Annotated in this window: 17 protein-coding genes and 6 pseudogenes; 6 read left to right on the forward strand and 17 right to left on the reverse strand. The window is 47.5% G+C overall.

Going from position 1 to position 15,937, the window contains the following annotated elements; all coding sequences use genetic code 11:
- Positions 1-178: 178 nt before the first annotated feature.
- Together R9X49_RS21295 and R9X49_RS21300 are read right to left on the reverse strand one after the other, a co-directional pair.
- Positions 179-1,369 carry an MFS transporter gene (locus R9X49_RS21295; RefSeq protein ID WP_319850265.1) on the reverse strand — a complete coding sequence of 397 codons (1,191 nt, stop codon included), beginning with the start codon at positions 1,367-1,369 and terminating at the stop codon, positions 179-181.
- 121 nt (positions 1,370-1,490) lie between these two features.
- On the reverse strand, positions 1,491-2,372 hold the full coding sequence (locus R9X49_RS21300) for a LysR family transcriptional regulator (protein WP_319850266.1): 882 nt from the start codon (positions 2,370-2,372) through the stop codon (positions 1,491-1,493).
- A gap of 44 nt (positions 2,373-2,416) precedes the next feature.
- Here R9X49_RS21300 and R9X49_RS23205 point away from each other — a divergent pair.
- Positions 2,417-2,665 (forward strand): annotated as a pseudogene (locus R9X49_RS23205) (hypothetical protein); the annotation flags it as partial.
- A complete protein-coding gene (gene grxB, locus R9X49_RS21305; RefSeq protein ID WP_319850267.1) occupies positions 2,586-3,221 on the forward strand; it encodes a glutaredoxin 2 in 636 nt (211 codons plus the stop codon). The pseudogene R9X49_RS23205 and the gene grxB, both read left to right, overlap by 80 nt.
- 98 nt (positions 3,222-3,319) lie before the next feature.
- On the opposite strand, the gene R9X49_RS21310 is transcribed toward grxB, so the two are convergent.
- The 10 genes and pseudogenes from R9X49_RS21310 to R9X49_RS23210 form a co-directional block, all read right to left on the reverse strand.
- Complete coding sequence (locus R9X49_RS21310; protein WP_319850268.1) at positions 3,320-3,736, reverse strand: bacteriocin immunity protein; 417 nt, start codon at positions 3,734-3,736, stop codon at positions 3,320-3,322.
- A 133-nt stretch (positions 3,737-3,869) separates the two neighbouring features.
- On the reverse strand, positions 3,870-5,210 hold the full coding sequence (locus R9X49_RS21315; RefSeq protein WP_319850269.1) for a glycosyltransferase: 1,341 nt from the start codon (positions 5,208-5,210) through the stop codon (positions 3,870-3,872).
- An 11-nt stretch (positions 5,211-5,221) separates the two neighbouring features.
- Positions 5,222-6,073 carry a TauD/TfdA dioxygenase family protein gene (locus R9X49_RS21320; RefSeq protein ID WP_319850270.1) on the reverse strand — a complete coding sequence of 284 codons (852 nt, stop codon included), beginning with the start codon at positions 6,071-6,073 and terminating at the stop codon, positions 5,222-5,224.
- A gap of 54 nt (positions 6,074-6,127) precedes the next feature.
- Positions 6,128-7,093: an L-tyrosine isonitrile synthase gene (pvcA, locus tag R9X49_RS21325; RefSeq protein ID WP_284144927.1), complete on the reverse strand. Its 966-nt coding sequence runs from the start codon at positions 7,091-7,093 to the stop codon at positions 6,128-6,130.
- A gap of 426 nt (positions 7,094-7,519) precedes the next feature.
- On the reverse strand, positions 7,520-7,888 hold the full coding sequence (locus tag R9X49_RS21330) for a barstar family protein (RefSeq protein WP_319850271.1): 369 nt from the start codon (positions 7,886-7,888) through the stop codon (positions 7,520-7,522).
- 142 nt (positions 7,889-8,030) lie between these two features.
- Positions 8,031-8,402, reverse strand: coding sequence for a hypothetical protein (locus R9X49_RS21335; RefSeq protein WP_319850272.1), 372 nt, complete (start codon positions 8,400-8,402; stop codon positions 8,031-8,033).
- Positions 8,403-8,538: 136 nt separating this feature from the next.
- Positions 8,539-8,865 carry a hypothetical protein gene (locus tag R9X49_RS21340; protein WP_319850273.1) on the reverse strand — a complete coding sequence of 109 codons (327 nt, stop codon included), beginning with the start codon at positions 8,863-8,865 and terminating at the stop codon, positions 8,539-8,541.
- A 100-nt stretch (positions 8,866-8,965) separates the two neighbouring features.
- A complete protein-coding gene (locus R9X49_RS21345) occupies positions 8,966-9,358 on the reverse strand; it encodes a hypothetical protein (RefSeq protein ID WP_319850274.1) in 393 nt (130 codons plus the stop codon).
- Positions 9,359-9,668: 310 nt separating this feature from the next.
- Positions 9,669-10,031: a hypothetical protein gene (locus R9X49_RS21350; protein ID WP_319850275.1), complete on the reverse strand. Its 363-nt coding sequence runs from the start codon at positions 10,029-10,031 to the stop codon at positions 9,669-9,671.
- Between the two features lie 8 nt (positions 10,032-10,039).
- A pseudogene (locus R9X49_RS23210) lies at positions 10,040-10,933 on the reverse strand (RHS repeat-associated core domain-containing protein); the annotation flags it as partial.
- Between the two features lie 5 nt (positions 10,934-10,938).
- Here R9X49_RS23210 and R9X49_RS21360 point away from each other — a divergent pair.
- Both R9X49_RS21360 and R9X49_RS21365 read left to right on the forward strand, forming a co-directional pair.
- A pseudogene (locus tag R9X49_RS21360) lies at positions 10,939-11,166 on the forward strand (transcriptional regulator); the annotation flags it as partial.
- A 79-nt stretch (positions 11,167-11,245) separates the two neighbouring features.
- Positions 11,246-11,470 carry a SymE family type I addiction module toxin gene (locus tag R9X49_RS21365; protein ID WP_319850276.1) on the forward strand — a complete coding sequence of 75 codons (225 nt, stop codon included), beginning with the start codon at positions 11,246-11,248 and terminating at the stop codon, positions 11,468-11,470.
- Positions 11,471-11,536: 66 nt separating this feature from the next.
- Here the strand turns inward: R9X49_RS21365 and R9X49_RS21370 are convergent, their stop codons facing one another.
- Together R9X49_RS21370 and R9X49_RS21375 are read right to left on the reverse strand one after the other, a co-directional pair.
- Positions 11,537-11,893 (reverse strand): hypothetical protein, encoded by a 357-nt coding sequence (locus R9X49_RS21370; protein WP_319850277.1) that lies wholly within the window; start codon positions 11,891-11,893, stop codon positions 11,537-11,539.
- A 1-nt stretch (position 11,894) separates the two neighbouring features.
- Positions 11,895-12,686, reverse strand: a pseudogene (locus tag R9X49_RS21375) (RHS repeat-associated core domain-containing protein); the annotation flags it as partial.
- Between R9X49_RS21375 and R9X49_RS21380 the strand changes: the two are divergent.
- Positions 12,661-12,897, forward strand: a complete 237-nt coding sequence (locus R9X49_RS21380) for a SymE family type I addiction module toxin (protein ID WP_413775908.1) — start codon at positions 12,661-12,663, stop codon at positions 12,895-12,897. The pseudogene R9X49_RS21375 and the gene R9X49_RS21380 sit on opposite strands and share 26 nt — an antisense overlap.
- An 87-nt stretch (positions 12,898-12,984) precedes the next feature.
- Here the strand turns inward: R9X49_RS21380 and R9X49_RS21385 are convergent, their stop codons facing one another.
- Complete coding sequence (locus R9X49_RS21385) at positions 12,985-13,512, reverse strand: hypothetical protein (protein WP_319850278.1); 528 nt, start codon at positions 13,510-13,512, stop codon at positions 12,985-12,987.
- Positions 13,466-15,118 (reverse strand): annotated as a pseudogene (locus R9X49_RS21390) (RHS repeat domain-containing protein); the annotation flags it as partial. The gene R9X49_RS21385 and the pseudogene R9X49_RS21390, both read right to left, overlap by 47 nt.
- Between R9X49_RS21390 and R9X49_RS21395 the strand changes: the two are divergent.
- Positions 15,110-15,361 (forward strand): annotated as a pseudogene (locus R9X49_RS21395) (SymE family type I addiction module toxin); the annotation flags it as partial. The pseudogenes R9X49_RS21390 and R9X49_RS21395 overlap by 9 nt on opposite strands.
- Positions 15,362-15,439: 78 nt before the next feature.
- On the opposite strand, the gene R9X49_RS21400 reads toward R9X49_RS21395, so the two are convergent.
- Positions 15,440-15,715: a hypothetical protein gene (locus tag R9X49_RS21400; RefSeq protein WP_319850279.1), complete on the reverse strand. Its 276-nt coding sequence runs from the start codon at positions 15,713-15,715 to the stop codon at positions 15,440-15,442.
- Positions 15,716-15,937 lie beyond the last annotated feature (222 nt).

Raw genomic sequence — 15,937 nt, forward strand, 5'->3', positions numbered from 1 at the left:
TTAACTAACACAACACTCACAGAGATGTGAGGTACTGACAAGGGATGAAAGGACTATAGCAAGCCAAATGTATAGTATTGTCATCAGCAGGTAAGGTTAATCTACCGGTTGTAAAACAACATTGGCAATGTTTCCCTGCCGCCCTGTCTGGCTATGTCAGCCTGCTTCCCAGCCGCTATTACACTTTTTTCGTTTTCATCAGCGCAGCCAGCAGTGCCATGATTGCCAACGCGCTGGCAAGCCCTCCGACCATCAGCCATCCCCCCTGATGCCAGGCAGCCATCGCAACGGAGGATCCCCCCGCGCCGCCTAAAAACATACCGCCCATGAATACGGTATTGATTCGACCTCTTGCCGCTTCACCGAGCCCGTAAATCACATGTTGGTTGGCCACTAATGCGCTTTGTACGCCGAGATCGAGCAGAATAACGCCGATAATCAGGCCAATAACGGAATCAAAGCCGATGAATATTCCCCATGAGAGCAGCGTCAGCAGCGCTCCGGCAATCACAACCGGGCGACTACCGGTTCTGTCGGCGATTCTTCCCGCCAGCGGAGCTGCAAAGATCCCCGCTACACCAATCACCCCGAACAACCCCGCAGCAGCGGCCCCCATGTGAAAACGTCCGCTTTCCAGATACAGCGCAAGCACACTCCAGAACGCGCTGAACGATGCAAACAGCAGCGCCTGAATCAGCGTGGCTTTGCGTAATGCACGCTCACCGCGCCACAGCGTCACCAGTGAACGCATCAGTTCACTGTAACGAACGGTTTGATTCGATGGCGAAGCCGGTAACATTTTTCCCATTGCCCACGCGCCCGCCAGCGCCAGCGGCACGCTCAGCCAGAACATCGCACGCCAGCCCGCACTTTCCGCCACAAGGCCCGCAATCGTACGACTAAGCAGAATCCCGCTTAGCAACCCGCTCATCACCGTCCCGACAATGGCGCCGCGCTGTTTCGCGTTGGCAAGCGCCGCCGCAGCCGGAACAATCTGCTGTGCGGCAGTCGCCCCAAAACCGATGAGCAACGACGCACTTAATAAAGCAACAGCCGATGTCGATAAGGCTGCAAACGCAGAAGCCAACGCCAGCATCAAAAATTGCCACACAATCAGCTGACGGCGATCGAACTTATCACCGAGAGGAACCAGCAGTAACAGTCCCAAAGCGTAGCCCAGCTGCGTCACCGTTGGGATCAGCGAGACTGCCCCGCTCGACGTAAAACTTTCACTCATCACGCCCAGCATCGGCTGGTTGTAATAGATATTGGCAACAGAAATGCCACTGGCTGCGGCCATCGAGAAAATCAGTAATTTGCCGGGAACCTGCTGCGTTCTAACCTCGGCTTCGCTGGATAATGTACTCATCATCATACCTGTCTGTGTGTTTCCCGCCGGAAGTCGGCAAGTGATGAGCACAGCATAAGGTGCCGGGTTCATTCCCAGTAGAGAGGTAAAATGGATATCATCTATTCCAAACAGGAATGAATTAGGAGAAAAGGCGCTGAACGAAGCCGGTAAAAATTCTGGCGCGAGCGGATGTCATGCGGCCTCCGGGGTAGACAGCCCACAGGTCCATTTTCCCCAGCGACCATGAATCCAGCGCGGTGACGACCTGCCCACTTTCCAGCTCTGGCGCGAACATCCATTCAGACGCCACAGCCAGCCCTGCACCGGACAGCACGGCCGCACGCACGCCTTCCGCCGCAGAAACACGGATACGTCCATTAGGGAAGACGGTGGTCTGTGTTCCCTCCTGAGAAAAGATCCAACGATCGGTTCTCTCCCCCTGCAAATAGATAACGGCAGGGTGTGCGGCCAGCGCATCAGGAGAGGCTGGCATGCTATGACGCGCAAAATAGTCGGGGGTCGCCAACAGACGCATAGAACACGATGCCAGCCGCTGGGCGATCAGGCTGGAATCCTTCATCTCGCCCAAACGTAATGCCACATCAATCCCTTCAGCAATCAAATCGATGGGGCGATCGTCCAGAATGACATCGACGTTTAGCTGAGGATGTTCTGCCATGAACTCATGGAGGCGAGGCATGATGTGCAGCCTGGCAAACGTCACTGGCGCACAGATACGCAGCCGCCCGGACAGCGCCGCGCTCCCACTCACCACCTGCACTTGAGCTTCCCCCAGCATCTTTACCGCAGGGACGATTTGATCATAAAAATGCTGCCCGGCTTCTGTCGGCGTCAACCCTCGGGTAGAGCGAAGCAGCAGTGGCGTTGCCAGCTGATTTTCAAGCTGCATGATCGCTTTGGAAACCGCAGGCTGCCCGATACCGAGCCTGCGGGACGCAGCGGAAAACGACCCCGTTTCAAAAACGCAGATAAATGTTTCCAGCGCGCTAAGGCGATCCATGGCTTCTCTTCCGCAAAAGGAGTTTCACCGCATCATACAGGAATCCGGCGAGGATAAGACGGATTCACACACGCCCCCTTTCCCCACCCTCTACCGCGGTAAGCCACATTCGCTTTACCGCCAACCACATCAGGTATTACTCTGATGGCATGATTTGTCATGACAGGGCTGGCAAGCTTTTGCCGCCTTTTTCAAAATCTTACGAGGCGATGCATGAAACTTTTCATTTACGAACACTGCCCATTCTGTGTCAGGGCCAGAATGATTTTTGGTTTGAAAGATCTGCCTGTTGAGCAATCGGTCATTATGGAAGGCGATGTCGACACACCGACGCGCATGGTGGGCCGCAAAGTGGTGCCCATCCTGCAGAAAGAAGATGGCAGCTTCATGCCGGAAAGTATGGATATCGTCCACTATGTCGACAGCAAGCAAGCGCCGTTAATCGCAGACAAAGCGGTTGATGTTGAGATAGAAACCTGGTGTAAGTCCGTTTCCAGTGCGGTGTTTAACCTTGCGGTTCCCCGCTTCACAAAAGCGGATTTCAAAGAGCTTTCCACGCCAGAGGCGCGTCATGCCTACATCCTGCGTGAAGAAAAAGCCTTCGGTGATCTGGATGTACTACTCGCGAAAACGCCAGAACTGATGGCGGAAGTGGAACAAAAACTCAACGAACTGGAGCCGCGACTGGCAAACGTCAGTACCATTTCCACCACCGATTTTATTCTGTTCCCGATCTTACTGTCGCTCACGATCGTGAAAGGCGTGCAGTTTGGCCCTAACGTCCAGGCGTACCTTGAGCGTGTATCAAAAGCCAGCAAGGTTGCGTTGTTGACCGATAAGGCGCTGTAAAATAGCAGTAGTAGAAACAACAAAGGAGCGGCTTATAGCGGCTCCTTATTTTTAGTAACGTTCGGATAACGTCGTTAATTTATCAACGACGATCGTGATTATTCATCACTGAGCGCACATCCTCCGGTACCAGGCTCAAGTTCAGTCATCGAGTACGACTGGGCATTTTTCGTTTTCTTTATCAGGAAAGGATTCATTGAAAAGTAACTTCCCACAAGCGCATCGTCCACGAAACAGACTGTAATTTCTTTTTCATTTTCCGAGATAATACGTAGCGAATACGTCCAACTGCCATCCGTGTCTGTTGCTTCTGCCCAGTCTTTTTCCTGGCTAAACACATAATCACCGGTATCTTTCAGCAGCGTCCCCTTAGGAAAATGTTTCGGCCCAAAAGAACTGAGGAAAGTGGTCACATCCAAATGTTTCAGCACCGTCAGCGCATCCGTTTTTGTTGCCGAAAAACCGGTCTGGGGAATTATCGATACTGAAAAAATCACGGCCAAGAGTAGTTTCATTTACTGCAACCCTGCGATAGAAAATCCATGCGTGTATTCTATTTTAAAAACATGATGCGCAATAGCGTTATGGGGCACGGTTTTACCCCATAACGCGTGGCGGATTTATTTATTATTACATATGGAATAATAACTAAACACGAAGCAGAGAAGCATCCCTAGCTGATGCTATATCGTCCTCTTTTGACAGGCATTCCTTTGTAAAACATAGCGCATTCACTTCGGCCTGAATCAGAGCCAATGCATCATGGCTGGCATAATCGGCCTTAATCCACCTTGCACGCTGTAAATAGCCGGGATCCTCCAATATCTCAATAACAGACTGCTTGATCTGCAGCTCACTCGGCGTACTGGTTTGCAGGTTAATCCCACATTTGGCAAATACCACACGCGCAGCACTTTCCTGTTTATCTTCCCCTACCCCGGCCACAATTAAGGGAACACCTTCTTTCAGTGCGGCATTCATCGAGCCGTATCCACCATTGGTGATAAATATCGATGCTCTTGGCAGCCAATCGTCATAAGAGAGGAAGCTCACCACTCTGGCATTTTCAGGCAAAGAGGGTTGCAGTGAATCAACTGAACGCCCTCCGGTGGTCGCCAGCACTCTGACAGGTAAGTCAGCTAATGCGCGCAGCGTTGGCCCAATCAACTGCTGGAGATCGACATTTGCCAGCGTTCCCTGTGAAACGATAATAAGTGGCCGCCTGTCGTCCGACGTCCACCATTCAGGAACACGTTCTGCTGCAATCTGGCGAGATAATGGCCCGATAAATCGCACGCTTGGTGGCAAATCATCACGCTGATACTCAAGCTCAGTGGTGGATAGCTGCAAGAAACGATCGCAACGGCCAATCAGTGCATCCATAAAAGGCTGTGCGAGGGGCTTCCCTCCCGACTGCACCATCGCACGGTCAAACGCGCGCTGAACTTCATTCATCAACCCCCGAGTTTCCTCATCAACAAGCTGTTCATGGCTCAGATCGGGCGGCAGCAATTTAGGGGGAATACGAGGCCCATAGAAAACCGAATCTCGTGTCGAATAGGACAGCGGCGTAACGCCTATTACAATGACGGGCGGCCGTTGCCCAGAGAACAGCAAAGGCAAGACACCATAAAAACAATTTTCAACCATGAGCAAATCGGCGTGCGTCTTTGCCAACGCGTTGCACAGTTGGCGATCCAGCAGTGGAATCGGTGCCGCAAAGAAATCCTTCAGGGCCAGAGCCATCTGTGCGTTACCCGGCGGTAATATGGCGCGTTGAGGGAAATGCTGTTCAAGGTGTCGGTAGTCGAAATCAATGTCATCGCTAAAAGGAATGAACCCGACGCCAGCCGCCTCCGCCTGCTCACGAAACAGCGCACCGCTAAACAGCGTGACGTCGTTCCCCTGCTCAACCAAATAGCGCGCGATAGTCAGCAACGGATAAACGTGCCCCGGCGTCGCCATCGCCGCCATAAGAATATGTGCCATGATGCTTTTCCTTATGCCGCGTTATCAATGCAGGTATTTACACAAATCGGGGTGCCCTGAATATGCACGCGCTGGAGGTGACGTGCAGACTGCGCCGTAAAGGCTTCACGGCCATGCAGCAGCGAGAAGTTGTCAGCTATGACAACATCGCCCTGTAGCCATTGATGCGCATAGTAATAACGGGGATCGTACAGATGCTGCCGCAACGTCTGACTAAATGCACTTTGCGTTTCCGGCGTGACATTATGGTATTCCAGCGCATGCTGGTTAAGGAAACGCTCGCCTTCGATCGGCGGCTCGTTATAACGCATGATCTCACCGGTGCCGTTGGGGTGAGGGATGACCAATGGAGATGTGACTTCACCGCCGTAATGCACAACGGCTTTAATACGATACGTGATTGAAACACTGCGCCACTTATCGGCTAATTGTGCGTCGGCCTCTGCCAACAAACGCGTGGTGTCAACAAAGGTGGTACGTCCGCCTTGATCCTGCCCCGGCGCAGAAACGCAGTGGAACAGTTGAAACTCGGGTATGGTTGGTTTGTACATACCATCCCAGTGCAGCGGTACATAGCTGTTATCAAAGATGTGATCCTGGGTATCCGCATGCTCCTTCACATCCAGCACGGCCCCGAAAGGCCACATCATGATATCCCCCCAGTGACCAGCATATTCAGTCAGTATTTCAGGATCGGAAAACCCGGAAGAAAACCCACGTAGTACCAGAAGATGATGTTCTCGGGCGAGCGCACGCAGTGTGTCGATCGGCAATGTGGCGATGCTCTGCCCCGTTTCCACAGGCGTCAGCAGCGCACCAAAAGGGGAAAGCGGTTCAACGCGGCAGTTCATGCTATTTTTCATCGTGTATATTCCTTTATAAGATGACAATATCGGCGTCTCAGTGAACGATAACGTTCATGCCATATCAGGCTGATTAACTAAGTAATGGCTAGGCGTACCGCGAATCTCCACAACCTCACCCTCCAACTGCTGTGCTTCAACATTCTTCATAAGCACAAATTGCCCATTCACATTGGCGGCAACACCATGCCAGGGCGTCAGCCAATCATCCTTGGTAGGCATCATATGAATACCCAGCTTCAGGCTGTCCGAAGGCTGAGGGTGAATAGACAAACGGATGGCATCAGGGAATTGCTCAGCAAGCAGGTTGCCCCACGCCCAACTACGTTGAATCACGCCGCATGCACGTTTTTTGGCATCCTTCTGTAACGCCGCGTTAGATCCGGTATAGTCAGGCCGCAGACTATCCTCATAGAGAAAGCGGGTTATTGAACGATAAAGCTGTAACCCTTCTTCGCTCTGCATGAGCTGCACTTTGATGTCCTCTTCTGACTCGGCGTAATCCTCAACCAGGCGCTGGCGAAGATGATCATAATCAGCGGTCAGTGATGCCATATTCTCTACGTCTTTAAGGTTAAAGACGCTGAGATGAACGGCCCCCAGCTCATGCAGCAAATTTTCAATCTCATCCTGATAGATGTTAATCGTTTCGTCACTGGTTCCAATCAGATCGCCAAATACATGCCCATCCGAGCAAATACGGATATGCGCGCCGGGCGGATAATAAAGCTGAATACGCTGGCATAACGAATTAAGGAAGGTCAGGGACAAACGTTCCGCCATATCTGGCATTCTGCCCAGCACTTTATAGGGGCTAGGAGATTTAACGGGAAACGCTGGCAGAATAAGTTCAATACGACGCCCCTCTTCAACAAAAGCACGAATTCTAGGTAATTGAACCTGAGTCACCTGGGACTCTTCTTCACTAATCAGCTTCGTTGAATGGGTAAATCTACGCCGGTATTGGATCAACTCACTTAATATTAGCGATGAAACCAATTCATTGTTCATTATATCCAAAATAACCTCATTAACTTACATTAATTTAAAGAAGAAAATTAACCACGTTATTACAACGTAGAAACAATAAAATAAAACCTTTGTACGCGCACAAAAAAATACTGAATAACATATTCAGTATTTTTATTTACATCGCTAATAATTCACGGCGATCATAAAAAATATAAGAAAATAATTAAGCGTTAAAATCAGGGATAAGCCATGATGCAGATACCGTTAGTGCGGATAGGATAAGTAGGTAATGGAGAACGGATTTTGACAGGAAGTGGAACGCACAGAACGAGCAAAAGAGTCTGTCACTGGTGATTGAAGTATTGTCTAGCGGGAGGATGACTTGGGTAAAGTGAGGGGAATGTTGTCGTAATGATCTTGTGATGAGTTGAGTGGTGTGGGCGGGGGATTGATTACAGTCTCGACTATTTCTATCTAGCTGATAAAGAAAAGAATCTTTTTTCCTTCATTCTCAAATTCGGATTCATTATCAGAAAATATATCTAACAAAGTGTCATAACTCCCACGGTCGTTCTTAAGAGCATCCTTGACACCAACTAAAAAAACACAAATTTCACTTTCCCCAAGAGAATCCAACCCACCAAAAATAGAATCAGACAAAGCATCAAAATTACATTTGCTATATAATGGCGGATCCAGAGGTAGTGTTCTTTTAATTCCATCAAAGACATCATATACGTTTCTTGCCCAGTTAAAATTGACATTAATTATCACACATCCATTTTCTTCATATCTATTTATTAACACCCTAACTTCACTCATTTGGATAAAATTTAAAGACATATTATCTAATCCTTAAAAAATGGATTTATCGAATCACCACGATGTATCCATGAACCTTATCCCATCTAGAATACCTATCATTGTTACAATAGAACAAAAAAACAATATTTATATAACTTATAATTTCATTAACTTTACAAAATCATGTCAGCCAATATGCTAATCTCTGTCCATCAGTTAAATGTCCTCTTGGATAATAAAAAAAAGTATCGAAATTAACCAAGAAACCTTCAGCAATCACTTTTAACTTTCGCTCCCCATCAGAATAAAATTCTATAATTTTACCTTCAGGATGACATTTAATGAAACGTTCAGATACATCACAAGACCATTCAGTAACTCCATCAATAAACTCTGACTGAATAAATATAATTTCCAAATTATGGTAATAAGATAAATCATAGCTACCAGCGATAATCAACTTACCTCTATCGTAAGAGAAAATAGAAAAATCAAACCAAGGCCTTTTCCATTCACGCGCATTTATTTCTTCAATTAGCTCATAATTCTTCATAAAAAACCAATCTTTTGCATATTTTAAAGGATGTTTTTTGAGATGGAAATCAATACTTACTTATAAATTTAATACTCTGCATCAATAAAAATCACGATTTCATGCGTATGCTATACAAGGGTTAAATTTTACTAGCCTATAGCCATCGGGATAATGGACTCTCTTTTAAATATTTATCTAATAATTCAGCATCAAGTATTTTTCTTTCAAAAGCCGGAAGAAGAATTCTCTCTAGGATTTCAAAATCCTCTTGACACCCAGTATGCTCAACGAGAAGTTTAAATGCTTTATCAACAAAGTCTATTTCATCACAAGAATTGGCGTCAAAAATAAAATCAACAACGTCTGACTTTATCTTTTCATTCTCACGATACATATCTTTATCAGAAGAAAAACCCTCATCGTAAAATGAGTCTAATCTCTCTGAGAGAAAAGCAAAACGAGAATTAAAATCACTTTTCATCCTAATGCCCCGACATCCACCATAAATATCACACTCAAGAATTAATTACACTTTTAACATAATTTGTCGTTCTTCATATTGCAAGTTATATAACTTCTACTCACAGCAAACTGATTTGATCTTCCTTACTAGAAAAACCGTTAATAAAAATAAAACTTTCCTCAGCTAAATAATTAGCCTTTCTGTATTCAGATTCCCACTCCCAATATCCATCAGGCTCATCCTGACTAACCCCATTCTTCCAATATAAATCACCATATGCTATCAACATAGCCCAATGGTACTCAATCTCATGACTACACAGCACAACTGACATATAGCTATTAGTAGCATTTTTTATTAACTGACTAGAACGAAGCAAGTAACTACACTCCTCTTTAGATTTGTCAGTATATTTAAAAATCACAGCTGTTATTACATCAACCCAAGAGAGATAATTAAAAACAATTTTATTTCCAGTATTATTATCGCGAAAAATTAAATTACCCCGCAAAATTAACCCTTATAAATTAATAATATGTCGGATACCCCATTCTACTATAAAATTTTTTTTAATTGACTTGTAGCATGAAACGATTCTCCGTTATCAACCTTAAGAGTAACTGAATCGAAGGGTCCGGCTTTATCACCGGGATGCCGTTGCCGTCACAGTGGAAAGAGGTAGGATTATTATTGAGGCCGAGATTAATTTATAAAAAACAACCAAGCCATAAAATATCCGGAAGGATCGTGCGATCGCTTCCGGCTATTATTTACAAACTGATTAGACAATCAATAAACTGATAATTAAAACCTTACCCATTTTATATATCAGAGTAAGAGTTAATGCTATATCCAATTCCTTTTGCAGCAAAATATACATCTGACATACGATAATCACTAATATCTTCCATATCATCGGAGTATGGAGAAAAATCAATATAATGAATACCATCTATACATTTATAAGATATACCGTTACTCATTACTGTATTGCTGCATTTGGTTTCTTGCTTAACAGCAAACTCAACCAACCCTTTTAATTCAAATTCTACATTAACCCATTCCCTATCAGCCCCCCTTATAACAGAGACTTCAACAGTGACACTGTCAAAAGAAATAAAGTTAATTTTTTTAATAAGCCCATCATACCCATTCGTTATTTCATCTAGCATATCTATAATCATAAAATATCTCACTTTCCTATAGGCGTATGAGGTTCAATTCCCGGTGGAAGAGCATCCCACCCTGAAGGTATACCTGAATGAGGATAATGTGGTTTACCAGGGCCATGCCCAGATGCTGGATTACCAGGTTCAGGGAATAAGTGATAATGACCAGATTCTATCCCATGATTTTTAAAATCCACATGCCCAATTACATCACCATTGTCATCATATATTGCATTTTGAACAGCTTTTCCTGTTTTTGGGTCAATATGCGTATACATGGAATTTGGCGTAGCGCCTGTGATTCTTGGTTTCTCCGTTCCTGAGAAATGCCCACCTGCTGACGGATCAGGTTTTTTTGAATTCTCTGGGTTATTTTCCCCATCACAACCTGCTTTAGTTAACCCCAGCGGATCGACCCACTCCAGCGGATTATGCACATAACCCTGTGGCCTTATCCCTCCCAGCAGCCCTATAGGGTCCGGAGACAGATACTGCCCGCTCTCCGCATCATAGTAACGATGGCGATTGTAGTAAAGCCCCGTTTCCGCGTCGTACAACTGCCCCTGATAGCGCAGCTCGCGGTACACTTCCTCATTCGCCGCATCGCCCAGATAGCGCCGCAGCGGAATAGGCCGTCGTTCTTCGCGGTGGGCGCCCCACAGCCCCTGCTCCCCACGCCACCGAACTTCCCCCTCCTCGCTGCACAGCTCCCTCGCCGTTCCTGTCAGGTCAGTCACGATGTAGTGCAGCTGCGTGCTGTCGCCCTGCGCCTCCACCTGTGCCAGCGGCCGGAAGCTTCCCGGCTCGTACACCCACTGCACTTCCCGCGCCGCTGAACCGTCCGCCCGGTACTGCTGCTGACCAATCAGCTGGTCACCGTCCCATCGGTAGGCTACCCGCGCTACCGCTTGCGCCGACGAGGGAAGCCGGGCGCAGAAGGATCAAGGTTTCATCACTCCCTTCTGTAGCACAGATTTTTTCAGTTTATCTCGAAGAGGTATTCGGGGAAGCCCCAGAGCCTGCCAGGCGCAAGCGTGGCCCAGCTCCGAAGTGGCAACAGCTTATTGAAGAGATAGACAGTTTGCCCAAGGCAAAACAGAAGATGATTTCGGAGATGTTAAGCGCCCTGATTGCTCAGGCGCGTAACTGACGGATAAATAGCGCGGCGAAGATGAGTTCGCACCTCACCCACGCCGCTCACCACAACCAACTATACGAGGTAGTTAATCATGGCTAATGCACATTCTAAGTCAGACGTCACACTTAATAAACCCGCTAAAACAGAACGTTACTACACCGTGGGATACGTCCCGCGCAATGGCAAGTCCAACCCGCCCTCCGCCATCAACCTTAAAGGCCGCTGGCTCGAAGAGTCGGGGTTTATCACCGGGATGCCCGTAACCGTGACGGTGGAAAGAGGGAGGATTATTATTGAGACTGAGATTAATTTATAAAAAATACCCAGACCATAAAGTAAAAAGCCGGAAGGATCTTTGTGATCGCCTCCGGCTTTTATTTAATTACTCGCCATCATAAGAGATCGTTGCCTCAACAGCATCTCTAAACCAGTCCCAAAAATGATTAAATTCACGAACATTTTCATATCCATCGCTAGAGAAGTCGTGAATAATGATAACTTTACCATCCTTTCCTTTTTCCCAACACGCAATGTCATCATTATCTTCCCGACGAGCGAAAGGAACTAAATCTCTTGATGGATATCTATTTTTAATACCATTAAATCTGGTTCTTAAACGCTCTTCTGTAAGAATGATCCAAGGATCAAAATCGAGTAATCCCTGTTCAACTACTCTTGTAAATTCAGAAGGGTATGAAAACCACTCAGGCAATTCATTTTGTAAAAATAACTTTTCCATATTAATCCATAGATCCTATTACAGGTGAACCACTAGGATATTGATTTCTATATCCTGCACTTTGCTTCCCAATTCTGAGATTTATTGCCTCTTCCCAACTTGAAGGTGTTCCTTTCTTCGTTGTAAAACGCTCAACAAAATCACTTGGCAAAGCATCTGATGCTTCGTGAATTCTAGCCTTAACATTAACCCCAGCTCTAGAGGCAGCTAAAACCCTAGTATTATCGATAGTTGTCAATTTTCCATCGCTCATTCTGACAACATCAATCGGGTCACCCGCCCATCCGTTATTTTTCATACTTTCAGTTAAATCAGCAGCGCCATTTACAGAGCTCTGGCTAAAACGAATATCTTTAGGATCTAATTCATGTATCGTTCCAGATCCTTTAGTTTTCCCTTCCTTCTGCGTCAACCCAAACGGATCAGCCCATTCTAATGGGTTATGTACGTAACCTTGTGGTCTGCGGCCACCCAGTAAACCTATCGGGTCCGGCGACAGGTACTGTCCGCTCTCCGCATCATAGTAACGATGTCGGTTGTAGTAAAGCCCCGTTTCCGCGTCGTACAACTGCCCCTGATAGCGCAGCTCACAGTACACTTCCTCGTTTGCCGCATCGCCCAGATAGCGCCGCAGCGGAATAGGACGCCGCTCTTCGCGGTGGGCGCCCCACAGCCCCTGCTCCCCGCGCCAGCGAACTTCCCCTTCCTCACTACACAGCTCTCTCGCCGTTCCCGTCAGGTCAGTCACGATGTAGTGCAACTGCGTCCTGTCGCCCTGCGCCTCCACCACCGCATCCCGCTGCCATCTTCGTGAGAGTAAACCCGCCACAACAGAGCGTTACTACACCGTGGGATACGCGTCGCATAACGGCAAGCCTAACCCACACTCCGCCATCAACCTTAAAGGCCGCAGGCTCGAAGCATCCGGCTTTATCACCGGCATGCCCGTGACCGTCACGGTGGAAAGGGGGAGGATTATTATTGAGACGAAGATTAATTTATAGCGATTGATAAGACCATAAAATTAAAAACCGGAAGGATCGGGTGATCGCTTCCAGCACCTAATATGATAAAATCATAATTGCAGTTTATTAATTTTTTATCAATGCAATTCCTTTTGGCTCATTCCAATTCAAGCTTTCCATTAAAAAAAATAATGCTTCCTTTTCATTACTAACATTATATATCTCATCAAATTGATCCCAATCAATCAAAGTCAGTACAACCCAATGTTCCACATTCTTTAATAAATTATCAAAAAACAAAAAAACAGCATTATTACTCACATCCAATTTTTTATTAACGCATTGTTCTAAATCGAAAAGAGAACTACTTTTTAAAGTATAAGCACAGTAATTTGTTAAAGAAACACTCCTACCCAACAAACGTTCATAAGATAAAACATCTTTATTACCCTCAAATAAAAGCAAGTCATTCCATTTATATACTGCTGGTTCTTGAGAGTATTGCTGACCGCCCCATTCCGTATACACTTCCTCCCAACCAAATTTATTTAACTTTATATTTTTTGGTAAAAAAACCTCGAATAAAACGTCCATAGTTTTACCTATATTATTTTGTTGGATAGTAAGGTGATGGAGCGCCTCTTTTCCATCCATCTTTACCTTCATAAGTAAATATATGCTGATGCGGGTTTGTATGATGGTCAGGTCGCCCATGATCAGACCAGTGAACTTCACTTAAAGGAACTGGCTGTCCATTCGCGGCTGGCCACGTATCGGCAGGGAAAGTCGCACTTTGCCTATATTCCTCACCAGTTTTAGAACTAACTTTTCCACCCAATACTGTATGAGCTCGTCCTTCAGCATCAGGGTGAGGCAATGGGATATCCTGCCCATTTACCTTATGTTTATCCAGAGGGATTACATTTCCATCTTTATCTCTGGGTATATATACCTTGTCCTCTTTCGGCGCCAGCCCGAGCGGATCAACCCAAGTGAGCGGGTTATGAACATAGGCTTGTGGTCTTATTCCCCCACCCAGCCCTATCGGGTCCGGCGACAGATACTGTCCGCTCTCCGCATCATAGTAACGATGCCGGTTGTAGTAAAGCCCTGTTTCTGCGTCATACAACTGCCCCTGATAGCGCAGCTCGCAGTACACCTCTTCGTTCGCCGCATCCCCCAGGTAGCGCCGCAGCGGGATAGGCCGTCGCTCTTCGCGGTGAGCGCCCCACAGTCCCTGTTCCCCGCGCCAGCGGACTTCCCCTTCCTCGCTGCACAGCTCTCTGGCCGTTCCCGTCAGGTCGGTCACGATGTAGTGCAGCTGCGTGCTGTCGCCCTGCGCCTCCACCAGTGCCAGCGGCCGGAAGCTTCCCGGCTCGGACACCCACTGCACTTCCCGCGCCGCTGAACCGTCTGCCCGGTACTGCTGCTGACCAATCAGTTGGTCACCGTCCCACCGGTACGCCACCCGCGCTACCGCCTGCGCCGAAGGGAGTTGTCCCTCACGCACTTTACTGACTCTGCGCCCAAACGCATCATAACGATAGCGCCAGCGCGCGCCGTCCGGCAGGCTCACCCGTACCAGCCGGTCCTGTACGTCCCAGTCAAAGTACGTTTCCTTTGGCCTGAACCCCGGCCGCGTTTCACGCTTCATCGCCAGACGCCCGCAGTCGTCATACCGGTATTGCGTATGGCCCCGCTCGACTACCCGGCCCGCCGCATCGTAGCGCGCCGACGCCTGTACCACCGCATCCTGTACCTTCAGCGTCTCACCCAGACCCGGCGCTATCTGCGACACCTCGCACAGGTTCTGTTCGCTGTCATAGCCAAACAGCCGTGCCTGACGCCGCCGTCCCTCATCACGGCGCTCCGCCGTCACCTGGCCGGCCCCGTTCAGCCGGAATGCCTGCTCGCCCCAGTGACTGTCGCTGATACCCGTCAGACGGTCCAGAACATCGTACTGGTAGCGCCGCTCCAGCACGTCATTCACCCGGCCGTCCGCGCCCTCCAGTGCCTGACGCTGCAGCAGCTCTGTCGGACTCCACTCATGGCGTAATGCAAACCCGCTGCCGTTACTGCGCCGCTGCTCTTCGCCCGCCGCCGTGTGGCTGAACTGCAGCGGCTGGTGTGAACCAATACCCAGCGATGACAGCCGACCCGACTGCCACGCCAGCTGCAGCGGTGCCAGAATCCCTTCGACCACGGCATCCGGGCTGGCGGCTTTGGTCAGCCGGCCAGCCACGTCATACGCCTGTTCCGTATCAGCCTCTACCGCAACGGGCTGGTGCTGACACGGCTGGGTGAGGATACCGATATCGCGGCGCTGCTGGCTGAACTGGATGGCAACGAGACGGAAGGGGCGGACTGGGTCAGTGACAGCGGAGAACTGACGCTGGCAGGCGACTGGCTCACCCAAAGCGGGTTACTCGGCCAGCCGTTAAATATTGACGTGCTGCCCGGAAAGATAACTATTCGGGCAGAGATAGAGACTATGTTGGCGTAATACAAAAACCACTAAAAATAAAATAGCCGGAAAGATCGTTAGATCGCTTCCGGATTTTTAAAATCAAACAACTTCAATTCAAGATATATTCAAATAAGCATTTAACTTATTCCAAAAGTCAAAATCAAATACACTTTCTTTATTTAAACCAAGACCAATTCCAATTCCAATATAATGTGAAACATCGATATCGTCAGGGTTAAATCCTATAGACATGAGATCTATGAAAACTCCTTCATACGCCATTTCATACTCACCATGATCTAAGAAGTGATTAACAGAGTTAATTGTTTCCTCATCAAGATTTTTTCCATAAATATCAATCAGTCTTGAAATTGAGTTCTTTACTTCCATGTAAAATTTCATTTCGTCATTAATTTTCATATCACATTATGGTTTTGGGGGGTTAGGTGTAACATTGGTTGGATACGCCGTTGATATTTTTCCAGCAAGAGTCGGATGCGTTGGGGGATAGAAATCAACCCTAATTTCAATCCCATCTCTCATTCCTGTCGCATACGGTAAATTCCACTTGCCTACTCCGGAAGTTGATGGTGGTTAATTATGAATATTACA

The organism is Pectobacterium carotovorum (assembly GCF_033898505.1).
Lineage (GTDB): Bacteria > Pseudomonadota > Gammaproteobacteria > Enterobacterales > Enterobacteriaceae > Pectobacterium > Pectobacterium carotovorum_J.